This window comes from Pseudarthrobacter sp. J1763 (genome assembly GCF_050490295.1).
Classification (GTDB): domain Bacteria; phylum Actinomycetota; class Actinomycetes; order Actinomycetales; family Micrococcaceae; genus JBNPEO01.
The window spans coordinates 1,817-21,152 of record NZ_JBNPEN010000014.1 but is presented as its reverse complement, the minus strand read 5'-3'; the positions used below and the strand labels follow the sequence as shown (position 1 = coordinate 21,152).

The 19,336-nt window shown below is 59.2% G+C and carries 19 protein-coding genes; 15 read left to right on the top strand and 4 right to left on the bottom strand.

The features are described 5' to 3' along the window. Window positions 1-186: 186 nt before the first annotated feature. The 3 genes from ACQQCD_RS12220 to ACQQCD_RS12210 are packed head-to-tail and all read left to right on the top strand — an operon-like array spanning window position 187 to window position 5,979. Entirely contained in the window at window positions 187-1,671 is a 1,485-nt protein-coding gene (locus ACQQCD_RS12220; protein WP_430268652.1) for a DUF3375 family protein, read from the top strand. Further along, window positions 1,664-2,545 carry a DUF4194 domain-containing protein gene (locus ACQQCD_RS12215; protein ID WP_430268651.1) on the top strand — a complete coding sequence of 294 codons (882 nt, stop codon included), beginning with the start codon at window positions 1,664-1,666 and terminating at the stop codon, window positions 2,543-2,545. The genes ACQQCD_RS12220 and ACQQCD_RS12215 overlap by 8 nt, the downstream gene beginning before the upstream one ends. Next, window positions 2,542-5,979: an ATP-binding protein gene (locus tag ACQQCD_RS12210; protein ID WP_430268650.1), complete on the top strand. Its 3,438-nt coding sequence runs from the start codon at window positions 2,542-2,544 to the stop codon at window positions 5,977-5,979. Before ACQQCD_RS12215 ends, ACQQCD_RS12210 begins: the two co-directional genes overlap by 4 nt. A gap of 9 nt (window positions 5,980-5,988) precedes the next feature. Here ACQQCD_RS12210 and ACQQCD_RS12205 read toward each other — a convergent pair whose 3' ends face one another. Further along, entirely contained in the window at window positions 5,989-6,483 is a 495-nt protein-coding gene (locus ACQQCD_RS12205; protein ID WP_430268649.1) for an FBP domain-containing protein, read from the bottom strand. Between the two features lie 379 nt (window positions 6,484-6,862). Here ACQQCD_RS12205 and ACQQCD_RS12200 point away from each other — a divergent pair, with 379 nt between their 5' ends. The 9 genes from ACQQCD_RS12200 to ACQQCD_RS12160 all read left to right on the top strand — a co-directional run bounded on the left by ACQQCD_RS12200 (window position 6,863) and on the right by ACQQCD_RS12160 (window position 15,181). Then, window positions 6,863-7,939 (top strand): iron-siderophore ABC transporter substrate-binding protein, encoded by a 1,077-nt coding sequence (locus ACQQCD_RS12200; RefSeq protein ID WP_430268648.1) that lies wholly within the window; start codon window positions 6,863-6,865, stop codon window positions 7,937-7,939. Window positions 7,940-8,003: 64 nt separating this feature from the next. Then, window positions 8,004-9,035 carry a FecCD family ABC transporter permease gene (locus ACQQCD_RS12195; RefSeq protein WP_430268697.1) on the top strand — a complete coding sequence of 344 codons (1,032 nt, stop codon included), beginning with the start codon at window positions 8,004-8,006 and terminating at the stop codon, window positions 9,033-9,035. Then, entirely contained in the window at window positions 9,032-10,069 is a 1,038-nt protein-coding gene (locus tag ACQQCD_RS12190) for a FecCD family ABC transporter permease (protein ID WP_430268647.1), read from the top strand. The genes ACQQCD_RS12195 and ACQQCD_RS12190 overlap by 4 nt, the downstream gene beginning before the upstream one ends. Next, window positions 10,069-10,911: an ABC transporter ATP-binding protein gene (locus ACQQCD_RS12185; protein ID WP_430268646.1), complete on the top strand. Its 843-nt coding sequence runs from the start codon at window positions 10,069-10,071 to the stop codon at window positions 10,909-10,911. The genes ACQQCD_RS12190 and ACQQCD_RS12185 overlap by 1 nt, the downstream gene beginning before the upstream one ends. Then, window positions 10,908-11,972 (top strand): siderophore-interacting protein, encoded by a 1,065-nt coding sequence (locus ACQQCD_RS12180; protein WP_430268645.1) that lies wholly within the window; start codon window positions 10,908-10,910, stop codon window positions 11,970-11,972. The genes ACQQCD_RS12185 and ACQQCD_RS12180 overlap by 4 nt, the downstream gene beginning before the upstream one ends. An 86-nt stretch (window positions 11,973-12,058) precedes the next feature. Continuing rightward, window positions 12,059-12,934, top strand: a complete 876-nt coding sequence (locus ACQQCD_RS12175) for an SGNH/GDSL hydrolase family protein (protein WP_430268644.1) — start codon at window positions 12,059-12,061, stop codon at window positions 12,932-12,934. Window positions 12,935-12,969: 35 nt separating this feature from the next. Then, window positions 12,970-13,761 carry an SGNH/GDSL hydrolase family protein gene (locus ACQQCD_RS12170; protein WP_430268696.1) on the top strand — a complete coding sequence of 264 codons (792 nt, stop codon included), beginning with the start codon at window positions 12,970-12,972 and terminating at the stop codon, window positions 13,759-13,761. A gap of 31 nt (window positions 13,762-13,792) precedes the next feature. After that, window positions 13,793-14,281 (top strand): MarR family winged helix-turn-helix transcriptional regulator, encoded by a 489-nt coding sequence (locus ACQQCD_RS12165; RefSeq protein ID WP_430268643.1) that lies wholly within the window; start codon window positions 13,793-13,795, stop codon window positions 14,279-14,281. A 78-nt stretch (window positions 14,282-14,359) separates the two neighbouring features. Then, a complete protein-coding gene (locus ACQQCD_RS12160) occupies window positions 14,360-15,181 on the top strand; it encodes an SGNH/GDSL hydrolase family protein (RefSeq protein WP_430268695.1) in 822 nt (273 codons plus the stop codon). A gap of 28 nt (window positions 15,182-15,209) precedes the next feature. Here the strand turns inward: ACQQCD_RS12160 and ACQQCD_RS12155 are convergent, their stop codons facing one another. From ACQQCD_RS12155 to ACQQCD_RS12145, 3 genes are read right to left on the bottom strand one after another with little or no spacing between them, the layout of a single operon-like run. Beyond that, window positions 15,210-16,058, bottom strand: a complete 849-nt coding sequence (locus ACQQCD_RS12155) for an FAD:protein FMN transferase (protein WP_430268642.1) — start codon at window positions 16,056-16,058, stop codon at window positions 15,210-15,212. A gap of 3 nt (window positions 16,059-16,061) precedes the next feature. Next, window positions 16,062-16,604, bottom strand: coding sequence for an FMN-binding protein (locus ACQQCD_RS12150; RefSeq protein WP_430268641.1), 543 nt, complete (start codon window positions 16,602-16,604; stop codon window positions 16,062-16,064). Continuing rightward, on the bottom strand, window positions 16,601-18,007 hold the full coding sequence (locus ACQQCD_RS12145; RefSeq protein ID WP_430268640.1) for a ferredoxin reductase family protein: 1,407 nt from the start codon (window positions 18,005-18,007) through the stop codon (window positions 16,601-16,603). The genes ACQQCD_RS12150 and ACQQCD_RS12145 overlap by 4 nt, the downstream gene beginning before the upstream one ends. 448 nt (window positions 18,008-18,455) lie before the next feature. Here ACQQCD_RS12145 and rpmB point away from each other — a divergent pair, with 448 nt between their 5' ends. The 3 genes from rpmB to rpsN are packed head-to-tail and all read left to right on the top strand — an operon-like array spanning window position 18,456 to window position 19,170. Beyond that, complete coding sequence (rpmB, locus tag ACQQCD_RS12140; RefSeq protein WP_026556179.1) at window positions 18,456-18,692, top strand: 50S ribosomal protein L28; 237 nt, start codon at window positions 18,456-18,458, stop codon at window positions 18,690-18,692. Further along, window positions 18,692-18,859 carry a 50S ribosomal protein L33 gene (rpmG, locus tag ACQQCD_RS12135; RefSeq protein WP_003798558.1) on the top strand — a complete coding sequence of 56 codons (168 nt, stop codon included), beginning with the start codon at window positions 18,692-18,694 and terminating at the stop codon, window positions 18,857-18,859. Before rpmB ends, rpmG begins: the two co-directional genes overlap by 1 nt. A gap of 5 nt (window positions 18,860-18,864) precedes the next feature. After that, window positions 18,865-19,170, top strand: a complete 306-nt coding sequence (gene rpsN / locus ACQQCD_RS12130; RefSeq protein ID WP_430268639.1) for a 30S ribosomal protein S14 — start codon at window positions 18,865-18,867, stop codon at window positions 19,168-19,170. Window positions 19,171-19,336 lie beyond the last annotated feature (166 nt).

Genomic DNA, 19,336 nt, shown 5'->3' with positions numbered 1-19,336 from the left:
GTCAGCCACGGCGTTCGAGTGGGAAACCGTGGCTGAGCCGTTATTACCTTGTCAATTGCTGGGAGAACTCGGCGGACACAGAACTGGTTTGTGGCACTGCGTTAACCTTGGTTGAGACGAAATTGTGGTGCGGATACGTATCCGGCCGCGCCGAGGCACAATAGCGAGGCACAACAGGAGGGCCGGATGAGCGAGTCAGTACGCCCGCGTCCAGTTTTTGCCTCCGCGCAATCTTCGTCCGAAGCTATTGGTGCCCGGCTGCGCGAGCTTGAAGTTCTTACCAAGGGCCCAGCCTGGGCATTGACCCGTTCGGCGCCCTGGGTGATCGCCGTGCTTCAAGCTTCATTTACTCGCACCCGGCCGCAACTGCCCCTGGAGCAATTTCACGCAGACGTTGACGCGTTTTTGGAACAGCTTCGCCGCGATGACCCCAGCCTAGGCGGCTCGGCTACCGGCAAAACCTTCGCTGATGAGTGGACTCGCAAACGCTTCCTGACCCGCCGGAACCATTCCGGGCAGATTGTTTACGAGGCAACCGAATCGGCGGCGCGTGTGTTGGCATTTTTGGACAGCCTCTCCTCCGAGCGCTCCACCCTCAACGGTTCCCGCTTGGGCACGCTCCTAGGCGACGTTGAAAAGCTCGCGAACGAGACCAACCCCGATCAAAGCGCGCGTCTAGAAGCACTCGAGGAAGAAATTCTTGAGCGCCGCCAACTGATCGACGACATCACCTCCGGCGAGTTCGACGGCCTCCTCGATGAGGACGAGGCAGTTGAGGCTGCCGGAAACATTCTGGACCTAGCCGCAAGTCTGCCCGCCGACTTCAAAAAAATGCGTGACCGGATCGAAAAGCTCGTTGGGGATTTGCGCAACCAAATCATCGAAGAATCATTGAGCAAGGGCGCCACCATGGCCCAAGTCCTTGAGGCAGACAAACGGCTGCGGCAAAGCCCCGAAGGCCGCACCTTCCGCTCCTTCGCAGCCTTCCTCGAGGACCCCAACCAGCAACTGCGATTCCGCTCAGCCATTGGCGAAGTTCTCAGCCGAGAATTTGCCGATGACCTCAGTATTGAAGACCGCGAGACTCTCAAAAACCTTGTGGCAGAACTGCGTCACCAACACCGGCAAATCCAGCGGATCTACGGCAAACTTTCCGAGAGCCTGAACACCTATGTGCAGAGCGAGGACTTCCGGCAGTCCGTGCGCTTGCGTGAAGTGTTGCGTGAAGCCGAGCGTGCCATCCGTTCGGTGCCCTACGAGCGCGAGAGCCCAGCTTTTACCCGCGCACCTGAGCTTTTTACCCCCGACTTTGAGTCCTTGGCCATGGTTAAACTCTTTGATCCGGACGACTTTGTTCCGCCGCCACGCCTCGCTGAGCCGATTTCGTTTAGCGAGGGGGACCGCACCCGCTCGCCGAGAACCGCCAAGGCAAAGGACGACGTCGTCCGTTCAGTTTTGGCGGGGGCGCAGACACTTGGTGGCGCGTGGGCCGAACTTCCTGCGGGGGAGCGCCACATCAACACGATTCGTGCCCTGTTGTCCGCGGCACTGCACTCCGGGGCTGGCTTTGATAGGAGTCAATGGGAGCGCATTGAATTTGAACAGATTGACGGCAGCACGCGTGAAGCATATTTGCCCCTGGTATCCCTGAGTGAGGACGTTGATGACTGAGGAAAACGCACCATCCCCCAGTGGGCACACCCAGCGGGATCCGTTTGCGGTGCGGCCACGGGACACGTTTGTGGACGGGGCTGCCCTGTTCCCGGCGGACACGGGTGTTCTGCCAATGAAGGTGCGCCAAGCTCTGGTCCGTCTACTCAAAGGCCCGTACATTGACGGTGGCCGGGACGAGAAGCTGTGGACCACGCTCTTGGACAACCAGATCATCTTGCGTAGCCGCCTCTCGGAGCTGTTCTTGACCCTGCAGTTAGACCATGAGCGCAAGATTGCAGTGCTGCGCCCGGTTGATCCGGAACTCATTGGTGGCAGCAGTCGGTCAAGTATTCTGCGCCAACAACGTGCCCTTAGCCGAGTGGAAACCATTGTGCTTTTGCGCCTTCGTCTCCTGTTGGACCGGCATGTTCAGGCCCAGACGGAACCCACCATCACGCTCGAGGAAATTGCTGAGATCGTGGCGCACTTCCAACCTGCCGGCCAACAAGACGCACTCCGCGATCACGATGCTGTGAACCGCGCCATCACCAAATTGCAAGCCCGTCAGCTACTGCTTCCCACGGCGATCGACGGCGTCTACGCCATCAGCAACGCGCTCCCGCTGGCCCTGCCTTTCGAGAACATCGGCGACATCCCCGCACAAATCCAATCCCTGGCCAACGCCACCGCCGACCCCACCGGCACCGAACCGCTCCTGGACCTCGACGGGGAAGGGGCCAGCGACGACGACTCTGACGACGGCGAAGCGGAACCGAGAAGCGGAACCGGGGACATGCGACAGCCTGCGTCTAAGCGAGAAACGAGCGAGCATGCAGAGCATGTGGCCGGTACCGCAGTAACCGAAGACGCGACAGCAGAGGACGAGTCATGAGCATCGCCACCATGTTGCCCCTCGGCGACCTGACGAATCCCGGCCAGATGCGTTTGGCTCTGGTTCAGGTGGTCAACTGGGGCACGTTCCACGGTGCCCACACCATGCACGTGGACCGCAACGGAACCCTGCTGACCGGCAACTCCGGTGTGGGTAAGTCCACGCTTTTTGACGCTATGCTCCGCGTTTTTGATGCCCGTCCCCGCTCAAACGAGGCGGCAGCGCAACGCTCCGGCGGCGTGGTTGAAGACAAGCGCACCACATTCACGTACATGCGTGGCAAGGTGGGCGACCGTGCTGTGGGGGAGGGCTCGGCGAGTGCTTATCAGCGGCCGGGGGCCACATGGTCTGCGATCGGGCTGAGTTTCGACAACGCCGCGGGAACGAGTGTGACCATCTCGGCACTCTTTGACCTACCCAAAAACGGTACTGAATCCGCCGTCGGACGTTTTTATCTGATTGATAACCACCCGCTGGATCTGGACGCGATCGAATCCATCGCCGAGAAGCGCTTTACCCGCTCTGCATTGGAGCAGATTTTCCCCAACGCGCAGGTTTTTGACGTCCACAAAACCTTCGCGGAGCGCTTCCGGCGCCTCTTGGGTATCAGCTCAGATCAAGCTTTGCCTTTGCTGCGGGTGATCCAGGCCGGAAAGGGCTTGGGTGGAAGCGTTAATACCTTTTTCCGCGATCAGGTGCTGGACGCCCCGGCCACACTGACAGCTGCCGATGACGTGGTGGAAGAGTTCAGCAACTTGATGTCCATCCGGCAACGGCTTGAGGACGTACGTCAGCAGCGCGATCAGTTGGCTCCGGTGCCTGAGCTGAACGTTGAATACGCCAAACTTTTGCTGGATGCTCACCGGCTCCGTGAACTTTCAGACACCGAATTTGATGCTTATAAGCAGTCTCTTGCGGTGAAAGTCCACGAAGGTACCCTCGCAAAGTTCAAGGAGCTGGCTGCAGCCAAGGCCAAGGAGTTGAGCGCGGAGCGTCAGCGCCGCGACGCCCTCGCCAAGGAGTTGCGCGAACAGGAATCGGACTACAACAACCGGGGCGGTAACGCGATCTCGGCAATTGAAGCATCGGTAGAAAATGCTCGCGTTGGTCTGCGCCTTCGCGAGCAAGTGGAGCAGTCCGCACAGCAATCCTTGCGCGACGCTGCCCTTGAGCTGGAGTGGAACGCCGAAGCTTGGGCACAGGCTCACCGCGAGGCTGCGGAGACGGCTGCCCAGCTTGAAGGCAACTCGGAGTCGTTGCGCGAGCTGCGTTTTGAGGCCTTCGATTCGCACGCCACCAAAAAGCGTGAACTCGCTGAGGCGCAACAAGAACTTGCCACCCTCCGTGGGGCCAAATCACTGCTCCCCACGGCCAGCCTGCAAAACCGTGCAGCACTAGCCGAAGCCCTAGACATTGACGCCAATGACTTGCCCTTTGGCGGTGAGCTGATGGACTTGGCGCCTGGGGAGGAGAAATGGCGCCCCGCCGCGGAGCGGGCCTTGCGTTCGCTCGCCACCACCTTGCTGGTGCCCGGTGACAAGTTTGACGCCGTTACCACCTTCCTGAACAACCACACCATTCGTGGGGCTCTCCGCGCGGTTGACACCTCAAAGCCACTCGCCGGCGCTGCCTTGGCATTGGAGGACGTCCGCGAGAATGATCTGCTGGCGAAGCTGGACATTGTTGAAGGCGGCGTGCACCCCGAGGAGGCCGGAAGGTGGCTGCGGGAACGTATTGCTGTGGACTTCGCCTACCCCTGCGTGGAGGACCCTAAAGAACTAGCGCAGCTGGACAAGGGACTTTCCCTAGGAGGTGTGGTCAAACGCAACCGCCACACTGTAGAGAAAGACGACCGTTTCGCCTCCCGCCAGGACTACGTTCTGGGCTTTGATAACAGCATTAAGGTGCAACTACTTGAAGAACGGGTCAAGGAACTCGAAACCGAGCTCGCCGCTGCAGCAACACTGGCCCAAAGCCGCGAAGATTCGCATCAAGGTATGGCCCGTCAGCTCGATGCGCTCAAAAAGATCGCGCAAGACTCCCGGCCCTGGGAACAAGTTTCCACAGAGGCTGCCCAAAGCGAACTCGCCAGGATTCAACAACGGCTCACGGACGCTCTGGCTGCCCAAGAAAACCTTGAACCATTGCGGACGGCCATCGAACAATTCCGCACCAAGCACCAGGCCAGCACCGAGGCTGCGGCAGTTCTGCAGAGCGAGTACAAAACGCTGGACCACCAGCTCAGCGCAACCGATTCCCTCCTGGAAGCTGCACGTCAGCGCCTGAACCAAGCTCCGCCGTCGGAAGTTACGGTTGCCGCCTTGGAACCGTACTTCACCGACTTCGGCGACGTCACCGAGATTCACGAACTGGATAACTTGGCTAACAAGGTCAAAACCCGGCTGCTCAACGAACTTTACGAAGTGCAAGCGCGCGCCCAAGCCACGGCTGACTCGCTGACCCGCATTTTTGAGTCTTTTGTCCGCGAGTGGGGCAGTGGAATCTCGGCGGACTACGGTACCTCGATTGGGGCGGCAGCGGATTTTGAGGCCCGCTACCACTCGATTGTTCGGGATGGGCTGCCAGCGCAAGAGGCCGAGTTCCGCGAATTCTTTAATCAGCGCACTCACGAGTCTTTCAGCACCCTGTTGCACCTTCTAGATGAGGAACGACGCAGTATCAGCAGCCGCATTTTGCCGCTCAACGGCATCCTCTCCGAAGTGAATTTCCATGAGGGAAGCCACCTTGAGCTGGACATTAAACCAACCCTGCCGGTAGCTGCACGGCAGTTTAAAGAAGCCATCACCAATGCGCTGAAGCCTCGCCATGCGCGGGCCGCTAGTACTGAAAATGCGGAGCCTGAAGAAGCGGAACTAACTGCGCGGTACAAGTCCCTTGAGGCGATTGTTAAGCGTCTGGGTTCTGCTGCCCCCGAGGACCGGCGCTGGCGGGCCGAAGTGCTAGATGTCCGCGGGCACTTGTTTATTCAGTGCAAAGAACACCGTAGTGTCACCGGCCCGGATGGTGGTGTGCGAGATGAAGTCTACGTTCACGCTGACACCGGCTCCATGTCAGGTGGTGAGCGTCAACGGTTCACGGCTTTTATTATGGCCGCGGCTCTGAGCTACCAATTGGGCATTGCCGATCAAGGATTCACTAGCTACGGCACTGTGATGATGGATGAGGCGTTTGTGTTGGCCTCGGAGGAATTCGCCGGCGCCGGTATCAAGGCCCTGCACGAGTTTGGGTTCCAGCTGTTGCTAGCCGCCCCGGAGAACGTGATCGATTTGTCCCGCCATTTGGGTTCGGTGACGGAGATTTTGCGGGATAAGCGCACCAACCGTTCAGGCGTCTTGACCTTGCCTGCTGGCGGCCGTGCCGCACCGGGTCAGCCTCAAAGTGAGGCCAACCCGGTGGACATTGTGCTGCGCTAGCGGTCCAAGTTACCGGTTTTGGACGCGTTCCAAAAACAGTTCGGTGCGTTGGATCAGCGCAGCGGTTCTTTCCAGTACCACAGCGTCCGGGTCCGGATTGATCGCGCTCACGGCCGGTGGTTTGCGGACGTTTGAGCTGCACTGGAAGTCGGCGCAAATGAGTGTGCCGATCGTATTACCGTTGCGCCCGGATTGACCTGCACGCTTGGCTACCCAGAGAAGGACTTCTTCCTTGGAGGCAACGTCGCGGCAGAGTTCGCACAGCACGCGCCGGTTTTTCTTGGCTCCACCTTCGGGGGCACGGAGCATAATTCCGTGTAGGCCTTTGGGGCTTGGCAGGATCAAGTACCCTCGCAGGGGCATTTTTGGATCGCGCCAGCCCAGGAAGTCCATGTTTTCCCAGTCGAGGGTTTCCAGATTCTTGGGCAGGTTGAGTTTGCTCGCTTCTGAGCGGCTCGCGTTGAGCAGGGATGAGCGTATTTGGGGTGCCGTTAGTGGCTGCATAACAATGGACCTTTGACAGAAGAAAATGCACTGTTGCCGGAGGCTTTTAGTGCGATGGAACGGTGTTTCAGCCGTTCGCCGGGCAGGCCGCAATGGCCGCCCCGCTTCCTGCGGAGGCCAAGAGCTGCGCCTTGCGCGTCATGCTCGCCTCGTTTCTTCCGTCTTATCCAAAGCCTGTTTGTTGATGGTCCTGTTGAAGTCAGGCCACCCTCTATGGTGTCAAAGATCTTCTTCAAGTGTCTACCTCTGCAGGCATTCTCACCCGGGTGACACTCCTCTCACCCGCCCCAAATGCATTACGCAAGTAAAACATTGCGTAATTTATGGGAACATAGCGTAGCCTTACCTAAGTTCCCATCGATCACTCTCAAGGAGTCCCGTGGCTTCCCGCATTTCAGAGCCTTCTCGCAGGTCAGTCCTCAAATCCGCTGGCGGAGCAACCGCAGCCCTTGCCGCCGTCGTCCTTTCTCTGAGCGCCTGCTCAACCGGACCCGCAGCCTCAGCCACTGCCGGAACAACCGAAAAATCAGCTGCCTTCCCGGTGACCATCAAGCACGCTTTTGGCGAGACCACCATCAAAGCTCAGCCCACACGCGTCGCCACGGTGTCCTGGGTTAATGACGACATCGCCATAGCGCTCGGTGTGATCCCCGTGGGTATGCCCAAAAACGAGTGGGGCAACAATGCCAAGGGCTCCACCCCGTGGAAGGACGCTGCCCTCGAAAAAGCCGGCGCGGCCCTTGGCACTGACAAGGCGCCCGTTCAGTACTCCGAAGCGGACGGCATCAACTTCACCGAGATTGCCAAGCTCACCCCGGACGTTATCCTCGCCGCCTACTCGGGCCTGAGCAAAGAGGACTACACCAAGCTCAGCCAGATCGCCCCCGTAGTTGCTTACCCGGAGATCGCCTACGGCACCCCGTGGCAAGACGCTACGGCCATGATCGGCAAGGCCCTTGGTAAGGACGCTGAAGCCACCCAACTGGTCAAAGAAACCGAAGCACTTGTGGCTGAACAGGCCGCCAAGTACCCCCAGATCAAGGACAAAACCTTCATCTACGGCAACCTCGAGCCAGCCAAGGGCGACGGCGTCAACGTCTACAGCGCTAATGACAACCGCCCGCGCTTCCTCAGTTCAATCGGAATGACGCTCGCCCCCGTGGTGGCTCAGAAATCCAAGGGTTCCAAGGAGTTCTTTTTCCCCTGGTCCGCTGAAAAAGCCAATGAGCTCGACTCAGACGTCTTTGTGACCTGGGTTCCGGACACCACCACTGCTGAGGCCATCACAAAAGATCCCCTTTTGAGCCAGATCCCGGCCGTAGCCAGCGGCGCGCTCGTTGCAGACACGTCCAACACGCTCACCTTGGCAATCTCTGCCTCCTCACCTCTGAGCCTGCCGTGGGCCCTGGATACTTTCTTGCCGCAGTTGGGCAAGGCAGCCGACGCAGTAAAGTAGATTCGCCACAGTGAAAAACAGTACGACGGCGGTACTCGCGAATACGCAGCTCAGTGCACCCGCCATTGGGGTGCCAGAGACGCGTGCTTCAGGTTCTCGCGCTTTTGGTAACCGGCCCGCGTGGCTGGCTACCGCCGTCGTACTGCTTTTTCTGATTTCCCTCGCCTCACTTGCAGTGGGCGCCCGTGCTCTGAGTTTTGAGACAGTTGTTGCGGCGCTGACGCGTTTTGACCCTTCCAATGGTGATCACGCGGTGGTTATTGCCCGCATTCCACGGACAGTTCTGGGGCTGCTGGCCGGTGCGGCGCTGGGCCTGTCTGGTGCTGCGATGCAAGGTGTGGCACGGAACCCCTTGGCTGATCCGGGCATCATGGGGGTCAATGCTGGCGCTGCGATCGCCGTGGTGAGTGGCATTTATCTGTTCGGGATCACGGCGCTGAATGGGTACATCTGGTTCGCGTTCATCGGCGCTGCAGTGGCCGCCACCGTGGTGTATCTCGTGGCATCAATCGGGCAAGACGGTCCAACGCCGGTCAAACTCGCGCTGGCTGGTGCTGCTCTCAGTGCAGGGCTGTATTCGTTGATGAATGTCATATTGGTCTCAAGTCAAGACACTTTGGACCGCTTCCGCTTCTGGCAAGTGGGTAGCGTTGCGGGGCGTGACTGGGCAGTGATTTTGCCTGCCGTCCCCTTCCTTATTTTGGGTGCCGTGATTCTTCTGTGCACCGGCCGGATTCTCAACAGCCTGGCCCTCGGGGATGATGTTTCCCGTGGTTTGGGTCAGCGTGTTGGTCTAGTTCGCGGGGTGGCCGCCTTGGGTGTTGTCCTTTTGTGCGGTGGAGCCACGGCGATTGCTGGCCCTATTGGTTTTGTGGGTTTGGTGATTCCGCATGCTGTCCGGAGCGTTACCGGCCCGGATTACCGCTGGATTCTGCCGTTTTCTATGGTTTTGGCGCCGGTGCTTTTGGTGGGTGCGGACATTATTGGCCGGGTGGTTTTATTGCCCGCAGAAGTTCCGGCCGGTATTCTCACGGCGATCATCGGGGCGCCAGTGTTTGTGGCCCTGGTTCGCCGGAGTAAAGGAACCGGGCTGTGAAAACCCGTGCCTCGGTAGCTGTTCTCGCGGGGCTGTTGCTGGTTCTTTTTGCCGTGTACGTCCTGCTGGGAAGCTACACCGTGACCATCCCAGACTTCGTCAAAATTGTTGCAGCACGGCTCACCGGAGGAGACCCCATCCCGGGCGCAAGCTTCATCGTGATGGAAAACAAACTCCCGCGCGCCGTGCTGGGCGCCATGGTTGGTTTGGCATTCGGACTCTCCGGCGCGCTCTTCCAAACCATGCTCCGCAACCCGCTCGCGAGCCCCGACGTTATAGGCATCAGCAGCGGTGCAAGCGCTGCGGCAGTGGTGGCAATCGTGATCTTTGGGCTCTCCGGCGCCGGGGTTGCTCTCTTCGCTCTGCTGGGTGCCCTAGCCGTCGCGGTTTTGATTTACTCGATCGCCGGCGGCAAGCGCGGCAAGCGCAGTGGAAGCAGCAGTGCCAGCGGCGTGAGCACCAAGTTCATTCTGGGCGGTGTGGGTGTGGCGGCGGCAATGCAAGCTGTGGTCAATTTCCTGATGACCAGAGCTGACGTCCGCACCGCCTCCGAAGTACTGATTTGGCTCAACGGTTCGCTTAATTCTTCCTCGTGGGAGCGGATTAGCATCTTGGGAATGGCCCTGATTATTCTGCTTCCCGCTGCCGCCATCCTTGCTAAACCGCTGCGTATGTTGGAACTTGGCGATGACGCCGCCGCGGCACTGGGCGTCCGGGTTCCGGCGAGCCGATTCGCTGTGGTGATTACCGCCGTCGGACTTGCCGCTGTGGCCACCGCCGCCACCGGACCGGTGTCCTTTGTAGCGTTCCTCGCCGGGCCTATCGCGCGGCGCATCACCGGGAGTAACTCCCTAGCAGCCGCGGCCCTGACCGGCGCGCTGCTAGTTCTGGCGGCAGATTTCTTTGCCTACAACATTGCCCCGTTACTGCTTCACGGCACCGCATTACCAGTAGGCGTAGTGACCGGCGCGCTCGGTGCACCCTTCCTCCTGTGGCTCCTAGCCGCCCCGCAGCTGAAACGAAAGGACGCATGATGGCTCAGCTTTCGGCCTCCAACATCACCCTTCAATACGACGCGCGGAAGGTGGTGGACTCGCTTTCACTGCAGATCCCGGACGGCAAAGTCACCATGATCGTCGGCGCCAATGCTTGCGGAAAATCGACCCTTTTGCGTGGACTTTCACGGCTGCTGAGGCCCGCCGGTGGGGCCGTGACTTTGGATGGGAAAAGCATCCACTCGCGCCCGGCCAAAGAAGTGGCGCGGACTCTAGGTCTTCTCCCGCAGCACCCCTTGGCGCCTGAGGGAATCACGGTTCGGGAGTTGGTCAGCCGGGGCCGTTACCCGCACCAAGGTTTCTTCCGCAACGCCTCAGAGTACGACGACGCTGCGGTGCGCCGGGCGTTGGAACTGACGGATTCGTTAGAGCTGGCTGAGCGGAATGTTGATGAACTCTCCGGCGGTCAGCGTCAACGCGTCTGGATTGCCATGGCCTTGGCTCAAGAAACTGAGGTGCTGTTACTTGATGAGCCCACTACCTACTTGGATTTGGCGCATCAAGTGGAGGTTTTGGATCTTGTGACTGAACTGAACCAGAGCCGCGGCACCACGGTGGTGATTGTGCTTCACGATCTGAACCTTGCCGCGCGATACGCGGACCACATGATTGCGCTCAAAGGAGGCGCGATTGTTGCCGAGGGGCGGCCAAATGACGTGGTGACTGAGCACATGGTTTCGAACGTTTTTGGCCTGCAATCGCGCGTGATCCCGGACCCGGTTTCTGGAACACCGTTGATCATCCCGATTGGCCGCCACAATGTTGGCCCGCGCCTGGCAGCCGATTCCTTGAACGTCGCGGAACTGGAGTACACAGCATGAGCACCGATACGCAGAAAACCACCATCGCCGCCGTCGAACCTATGGTCCTGGCCTTTAATGTCACAGTCTCAGCCATTCAAAAGGTGGGGGCAAACTTCCTGCGCATCACTTTTGGTGGCTACGAACTCCGCGACTTTGGCGTTCACGGACCGTGCCTTGATCTGCGGATCAAGTTGATGATTCCCAGCAAAACGCCCAGCGGTGGCCGGGCGCCGCTGCCGTCCTTTAATACCGCCGAACTCAACACTGCGAACGCCAGCTGGTATCAACAATGGTTGGCCATGGACCCGGAAATACGTGGGGATATGCGCACCTACACGGTCCGCGAAGCCCGGCTAGACGGCGTGTACCCGGAAATTGATGTGGACTTTGTGATTCACGTTGACGCCGAAGGGCATTCCGGGCCGGCAGCAGCGTGGGCGCTCGAGGCCCAACCGGGTGATCGGATGGTCATTATTGGTCCCAACAATCACGCAGGGCACTGTATTACTGCCGAGACGTATAGCGGCATCGAATTCCGCCCCGGAATGGCCCAGCGCGTTCTTCTTGCCGGGGATGAAACAGCCGTGCCAGCCATCAGTGCCATCCTCGAATCCCTCCCTGTTCACATTCAGGGCGAAGCGTTCCTTGAAGTTCCCGAAGCCGCAGATTTCCAAGACATCAGTACTCAGGCGGCTGTTCAGATCACATGGCTGGCCCGTGGTGCGGCGCTTGGCCGTTCGCGCCCGCACGGAGAACTACTCCAAGAAGCTGTGCGCTCGGCAATTCAGTTGCCAGGCTGGGTGGCGCTCAAGGAAGCCCACGCAGCCGGCCCGGAGCCCGAGGACGTCAACGTAGATCAAGACATTCTGTGGGAAACACCTCAACGACTCAACGCCGCCACAGTTCAGAGCTCACGCAACCCGAACGTTCCCTCCGGTGCGCTTCCGTTTTACGCATGGCTCGCTGGAGAGGCCGGGGTCATCAAGGAACTGCGGCGGTACTTGGTGCGTGACGTTGGTATAGATAGGAAGCAAGTGGCGTTTATGGGCTACTGGCGGGCGGGTAAAGCCGAACTGTAGTTCCGGCCCTCCGGCCCCGGGCGGCGGGCACCGCCTGTTAATCTCGCCTTTTCCTACCCGTTGTGTGGGCGGGTTAGCGTGGCCGTGTGCGGGAAGTTTTGAGTGGCGACCAGCAGGGACGACGGCGGTATGTCGCCATCGGTGATTCGTTCACGGAGGGTGTGGGGGACCATAGCCCGATTTTGCCCAACGGGGTGCGTGGTTGGGCGGATCGCGTTGCTGAACGTTTGGCCAAGGCGGAACCGGGCTGGGAGTACGCCAACCTTGCGGTCCGGAGCAAACGTTTGCGCCACATCATTGATGAGCAACTTGAGCCAGCGCTCGCCATGAACCCCACGCTTATCACGCTGTACGCCGGTGGGAATGACATCCTGGATTTCGGCACGGACATGGAAGACTTGCTGGCTGATTACGAGTCCATGATTGCCAAATTGGCAGCTTCCGGGGCTCATCTGGTGTTGTTCACCGGCTATGACGTGAAGGTTTCCCCGGTCCTTGAACCGCTCAAAAAGCGCAACACTCTTTACAACCAGCGGGTCCGCGATCTGGCCTACAAGTACAAGGCCACGCTGGTGGACTATTGGTGCTTCGATGCCTATTACGATCGCCGAATGTGGGACACGGACCGGCTCCACATGTCCAAGGCCGGGCACAAATATCTTGCCGCGCAGGTGCTGAACCATTTGGGTGTTAAGCACAAGATCAAACTCAAGGATTGGGATCCGGCCCCACGCCGAACCCTGCGCGAGTGGGAAGTTGCTCAGCGTCGTTGGGTTCACGACTGGGTGCTGCCCTTGTTCCGCCGCAAAATTCAGGGCGTCACGCTGGGGGACTCACTCGCCCCACGATGGCCTGAGCCGGTAAAGGTACCTCGCAAAGGTGGACTGCGCCGGCTTGTTGAAGACCGATTAGCTCAAGAGGACACTTTGTCCGGCACCGTGAGAGAAGGTCAGCGATCGTGACAGTAGGCAGCCAAGTACCCATCCGATTTGTGGCCATGGGTGATTCCTTCACGGAAGGTTTGGGGGACCGGGACCTGCGCTTACCTAACAACGTGCGCGGATGGGCGGACCGAGTGGCTGAGGAGCTGGCCCGCCATGATCCGGCTACGCGCTACGCTAATTTGGCCATCCGTGGCCGGCGGTTGGACCCCATTATTCAGGAGCAGCTGGAGCCCGCCCTGGCCATGGAGCCGAATCTGGTGAGCTTTTACGCCGGTGGCAATGACTTGTTGATGACGCGTTTGGATTTGCCGCGTTTGCTGGACCGTTTTGAGTCCGCAGTGGCACGAATCAGTGCCACTGGCGCGCGGGTGTTGCTGTTTACCGGATACAACGTTCCGCTGTCGCCGCTGCTTGAACCGCTCACGTTCCGCAACGCGATTTACAACCGCCGAATCCGCCATGTTGCCAAGGAATACGGCGCCGAGTTGGTGGATTATTGGTGTTTTGAAAAGTTCCAAGACCGCCGGATGTGGTCAAGCGACCGGCTGCACATGGCCACTCTGGGGCACGTATATATGGCCAAAAAGGTCCTCGAGGTTTTGGGGGCCCCGCATTCGATTCCGTCTCCCCACCTTCCGCCATTGGCTGCGCGCACGGCGAGGGAAATAGTGAACGACGACGTCACTTGGCTCCGGCGCGACTTCACACCATGGTTGGGGCGAAGGTTCCGCGGGGCCAGTAGCGGTGACGGGTTCAGCGCACGTTGGCCCGAGTTGTTGCCCGTGGTTCTTCCTGAACTGTTGGGAGCGAATCGGGCGGCTCGGCGGGAGGAGCAATTGGCGTAATACTAAGGGTGGTTCGGCTTAAGATGTAGCTATGACTGAACCGCGCTGGTTGAATGCTGACGAACGCCGGGCCTGGTTGGCGGTGTTGAGCATCACCACATTGCTCCCTGCCACGCTGGATACACAACTCCAGAACGCTCGGAAACTTTCCCTTTTTGACTACAACGTTCTTGCGATGCTCTCTGAAGCTCCCGGGCAGTACTTGCCCATGAGCGAGTTGGCCGCCAGAACTAGCGCATCGTTGTCCCGGCTCTCCCACGTTGTTACCAAGTTGCAGACTCGTGGCTGGGTAGAGCGCCAACCGCACCCCAGCGATGCACGCGTGACCACAGCACATCTCACTGAAGAAGGCTTTGCCACGCTGGTGGAGCTTGCTCCGGGGCACGTTGCTACGGTGCGGGGCCTGTTGTTGGACGGCTTGGACGCGGATGACGTGTCCGATCTAGCCCGTATTGGGGACAAAATTGTGGCCGCACTGGATGCGGATCATTGGATTCTGCGCGACCCTAGCTCGGCGTAGTCCTCGCCGCGGCAGCGGCCAAGCTGCTGCAGGAACACCGGACCGCACTAATACACAGCAGTGGACGTCGAAATCAGTATGGAGTACCAAGTGACACCTGAGTCAGTAGAGCAGTTCAGCACGCGATATGTAGCTCTAGGGGATTCGTTCACCGAAGGCTTGGGGGACCCAGATGAGCAGCGCCCCAATGGCGTACGCGGCTGGGCGGATCGGGTGGCAGAGCAGCTGGCGCTCGCAGATTCATGCCTCGGTTACGCGAACTTGGCCATCCGTGGCAAAAAGCTGCGCCAAGTTTTAGCCGAGCAGTTGGATGTTGCGCTTGGCCTTGAGCCCACTGTTGTAACACTCTATGCCGGTGCCAATGACATTCTCCGGCCCAGCGTGGACATCGACGCTTTGATGCTCGAATACAACAAGGCTGTTGCCGCATTGCGTAGCCAAGGTGCCTCAGTTTTGGTGTTTACCGGCTTTGACTCCGGTGCCTCCAAAGTTTTTGGTGCCACCCGCGGACGCACCGCAATTTATAACGAATTTGTGCGTGGAATCGCTGCTGATCACGGCGCAACGGTGGTTGACTACTGGCGTTTTGCCGAATACCAGGACTGGCGTTTGTGGGGCGAAGACCGGATGCACATGTCCACTCCCGGCCACATCAACATGGCTCGCCGGGTGTTGTCCGTCATGGGTCACGATCTGCCCGAGGACTCCGGTGTTGAGGTTCCTGAGCTACCTGAACTACCTCAGCTGAGTGTGGCCGAGCAATTGCGTGCTAACGCTAAGTGGGCCAAAGAATTCGCGGCCCCGTGGGTGGTTAGACGTGTGACCGGCCGTTCTTCAGGCGATGGGTTGAGCCCTAAGTATGCGGATCTTGTCTCGCCGCTTGAGCTCGGCTCTCTCTAGGGCACCAAAGAGCTGGCGATGGCCCTGATTAGGCTCTGAAACCCGGAGTCGCAAGGATTTGGCCGTCGCGCTGAATCGCCAAAATGTCTACGTCCCACGTGTCAGCTGCGTGCCGGAGAGACGCATGCCCGCCGGCAACCACCGCCGTGGCCAGCACGTCTGCGGTGATGATGTCCGCAGCCGCAACGGAAACCTGAACAAACTCTTGAGAACCCTCCCGCGGTTTCGGCGCTTCCCAATGGTCGTGGACTTGCGAGTAGTCCCAGCGCTGCCAGATATGGTCGCCGCGTTCGGCCGAACCAGAAGTTGCCAGGGCGGCTGTCCGTCCCGGGCTCAGCGGATGGGCGGCGATCAGGGCGCCGGGATTGGCAGGATCAACAATCCCTGCCTGCCACACCTCGTTTCTACGCGGTTCAGGAGAACCGGACACCAGCACATCACCACCGGCATTGAGGCACCAATCCACCACCCCTAGCGCATGCAGGCTCTGGGCTGCGCTGCTAATCGCATAAGCCTTCACCACCCCACTGAGGTCCACAACGCCGTCGTTCCTTACCGGGTCAAACGCGCCATTGGTGCGGTTTCGCCAGTCGATAGCCGCAGCATACTGCTCGCGCATCACCGCGGAAGCGTTGGTCAGGTGCAGTTCTCCGCGAGCCAGCTGCGACGCCTCGGAATCAGGACGGTAGAGACTAAAGCGTTCGTCAATCTCGTCAAAAACCTGTTCGACGACGGCGGTTGCGGCTTCGAGTTCATCGGCGGCTTGCTCGGCACTGATGTGGGGACGCGGTGGTGCGCTGAGACTGATCACCGTGCCCATGCATTGGAAGGTCCGGCTGCGGAAGGAATCAGCAGTTTTGGCTGGGGTGTAGTTCATGGCCTAGAAGTGGGCTTCGTCGAGGGCGGCCTGCAGGGACGTTAGGTAGGCGTCGGAGGTGATCGTGGCTCCGCCGATTGTCTGAACGTTCGCTGACTGGGCTTGGAGGACTTCGCTGCGCAGCATCGGAGCGGCCTGGTTGCTGATTTGGACTGAGCGCATCTCGGCGTCGGTCAATTGCAGGGCAGTGACATCGGTGATTTTCCCGGAGGCCACCGTGACCTGAACCTGAACTGTGCCAAAGCGCGTCTGAACGGCTGTGCCTTGGAAGGTGCCGTCAGTACTTGATGCGCTGGCTGTTGCTGATGGTGTTGTTGCTGTGTCTGACGGGGTGGTGGCCGTGCTCGATCCACTGCTGGTGGATCCCGTACTGGGGGTGGTTTCAGTGGTGGATTCAGGTGTTGTTACTCCCGTGGCATTGGGGCTAAGCCCTGTAGCGAGGGATGTGGTGTGTTGGGCGGCAACGGCTTGATTGCCCAGTTGCCAGCCACCGAAGAGTACGATCGCCGAAGCGATGGCGGAAGAGACTTTCGCTCGGGTATTCACCAGTCGAACCTTTCAAAGTGAATTTGGTCTTCTGAAACGCCAGCGGCAGTTGCCTCGGCGATCACTGCTTCGGCCCAGCGGTTGGGCCCGCAAATGTAGACGTCCGAATCGGCTAGGTCGGGGGCGTAATCGGACAGCCCGTAGCCGGCGTTGGCAGCTTCGGCCGGCAGCCATTCTTTGCCCGGTGCGTGGGAACGCTTACCGGTCAGGTGGAACACTCTGGCGTCCCGGCGTCGGGCTAGTTCGAGGATTTCGTCGCTGAGGTACAGGCCGGACTGGTCTGTGGCACGCAGCAGAACGGTGGCCCCACCGCGTGGGAATGGTGTTGATTCCAGGAGTGCGCGGAGCGGTGTGATTCCAATACCAGCGCCGATCAGTACAACTCTTTCTTGGGTCCGTGCTGCTGTTCCAAACATTCCGTAGGGTCCTTCCACCGCAACTTTCGTCCCGGGTTTTAGTGAGGCAAGGCGGGCACTGCCGGCACCTAGGTTGCGTACTGTGATCCGCAAGTGGTTAGCGGCTGGCTCCGCGGAGAGGCTGTACGGGTGGGCTTGCAAAAACATTCCAGGGGTCAAAAAGCGCCAGATAAAGAACCTGCCACCATTGCCGGCGAGTTCGTTGAGGTGCTGTCCGCCCAGGATGACGTTGACAGCGTCCAAGCCTTGGGGCTCTACGGCTACCACTGTGAGTTGGTGACGCAAGCTGGCGCGGATGGGGATGATCACCCGGAAAATCAGGAGTGCCACGGCAGTAGCTACGTAGAGGAAAACCCAGTACCAGCGCTGCCAAGTGCCTTCGGCGAACACGGCGCCAACACTGAATTCGTGGGGGATAGCGGTGGCAACTGCTGCGTAGCTTAGGAGGTGGATAGCGTGCCAAAACTCGTAAGGGAAACGTTTCCGCACGGCAACGAGGGACGTAACCACCACCAGAATGAACAGTGCTACGGACAAGAAGGCCAGCCACATATCCGGCACTTGCACCCAGAGGGAGACTGCTTCGCTAATCGGGTTGATGCCTTCTGCCATTCCATAGGAAGTGGACAAAAGAAGTCCGTGACCTAGTAAGAGGTAGAGCGCAGGCTTGCCGAGTTTGCGGTGTAACGCCATGGCTTTGTCGTGGCCCATGGTCCGGTCCAGGACGGGGATTCGGGCCGCCAAAATCAGCATCAGCACTACTAGATCGGTGCCGATGAGGCCTGTCACAATTCCAGCAGCCGTCAGGGCGTTGGCCACGGAATTCACCTTGGACAGTCCGCCGTCGGCCAGCCACAGCGCCACTGAGAACGCGATAGAGGCCCAGCCGGCCACGATGATCGCGTCGCGGCTTAAGAGACGACGCCGGAGTCTGGACTGAAGTGCGGGTGCTGGCGCCGTGATGGCATCTAGTGAGTGTGTGGTCATGAAATAAGGATCGGACGCCCAGCTATCATTCAGCTGTGAAACGGCTTGGGCTCGCGTGTGAAGTTCAGCGGGTGTGCTAGGGGTGATTGGTCTTAATCCGCGTGTATCGGTAGACTTGACAGGCGCAAGGTGGCGCGGAGTGTGTTTGATTGCTCCGGTTATTGGAGTTTGCAGGTTTCCTGCGGCATCAAGAAGCCGGTAGTTAGGGGCTCAAGTTGAGCACATTCCCGTATTTGCCCGGCATCCCAGACCTCTTAAATCTCCCAAGGTTCTAGAAATCTGTGGCCCATAGTCTCCGCCGCAACGAGGAGCTTTGACCGTTCTATCGGTTCTCAAAAAGTTTGCGGAAAACATCGGAATGACTCTGGGGCCGTTGGTGAACGCTAGCAAGCGCGCGGAGGGCAGCAGCCTGTTCTCCGTTACCCATTATTTTTTCGAGGAGAGTCAAATGGCAGCACATTGCCAAGTGACCGGAGCCGAGCCGGGCTTTGGACACAGCATTTCGCACTCGCACCGACGTAACAAGCGTCGGTTCGATCCGAACATTCAGAAGAAGCGCTACTGGGTTCCTTCCCTGCGCCGCAACGTGACGCTGCAGGTTTCTGCACGCGGCATCAAGACCATCGACGTACGCGGTATTGACGCTGTCGTTGCTCAGATCCTGGCTCGAGGTGTAAAGCTCTAATGGCAAAGGATAAGGACGTACGTCCCATCATTAAGCTGAAGTCCACCGCGGGCACCGGTTACACCTACGTAACCCGCAAAAACCGTCGTAACGACCCAGACCGTTTGGTTCTGAAGAAGTACGATCCCAAGATCCGCCAGCACGTTGAATTCCGAGAGGAGCGCTAAACCACATGGCTAAGAAGTCCAAGATTGCTCGTAACGAGCAGCGCAAAGTCATTGTCGAGCGCTACGCTGCAAAGCGCCTCGAACTGAAGAAGACCCTGGTTAACCCGAACGCTACCGACGAGGCACGCGAAGAGGCTCGCTTGGGCCTGCAGAAGCTGCCTCGCAACGCGTCACCGGTACGTCTGCGTAACCGCGACATCATCGATGGCCGCCCGCGCGGTACCTTCCAGAAGTTCGGTATCTCCCGTGTTCGCTTCCGCGACATGGCTCACCGTGGCGAACTTCCGGGTATCACCAAGTCCTCTTGGTAATTCCGTAGTTTAGAAAAGGCCGGCAACCAATTGGTTGCCGGCCTTTTTTGTACCCACTGTTGTATTGATATTCATCGTTCAGATTCATCATTTCGCTGGAAAATATTGCTAGTTCCCAGCGTTTGCGGGGCCAAATGCCATTGTGATGTAGCTAACGCGCTTTTGG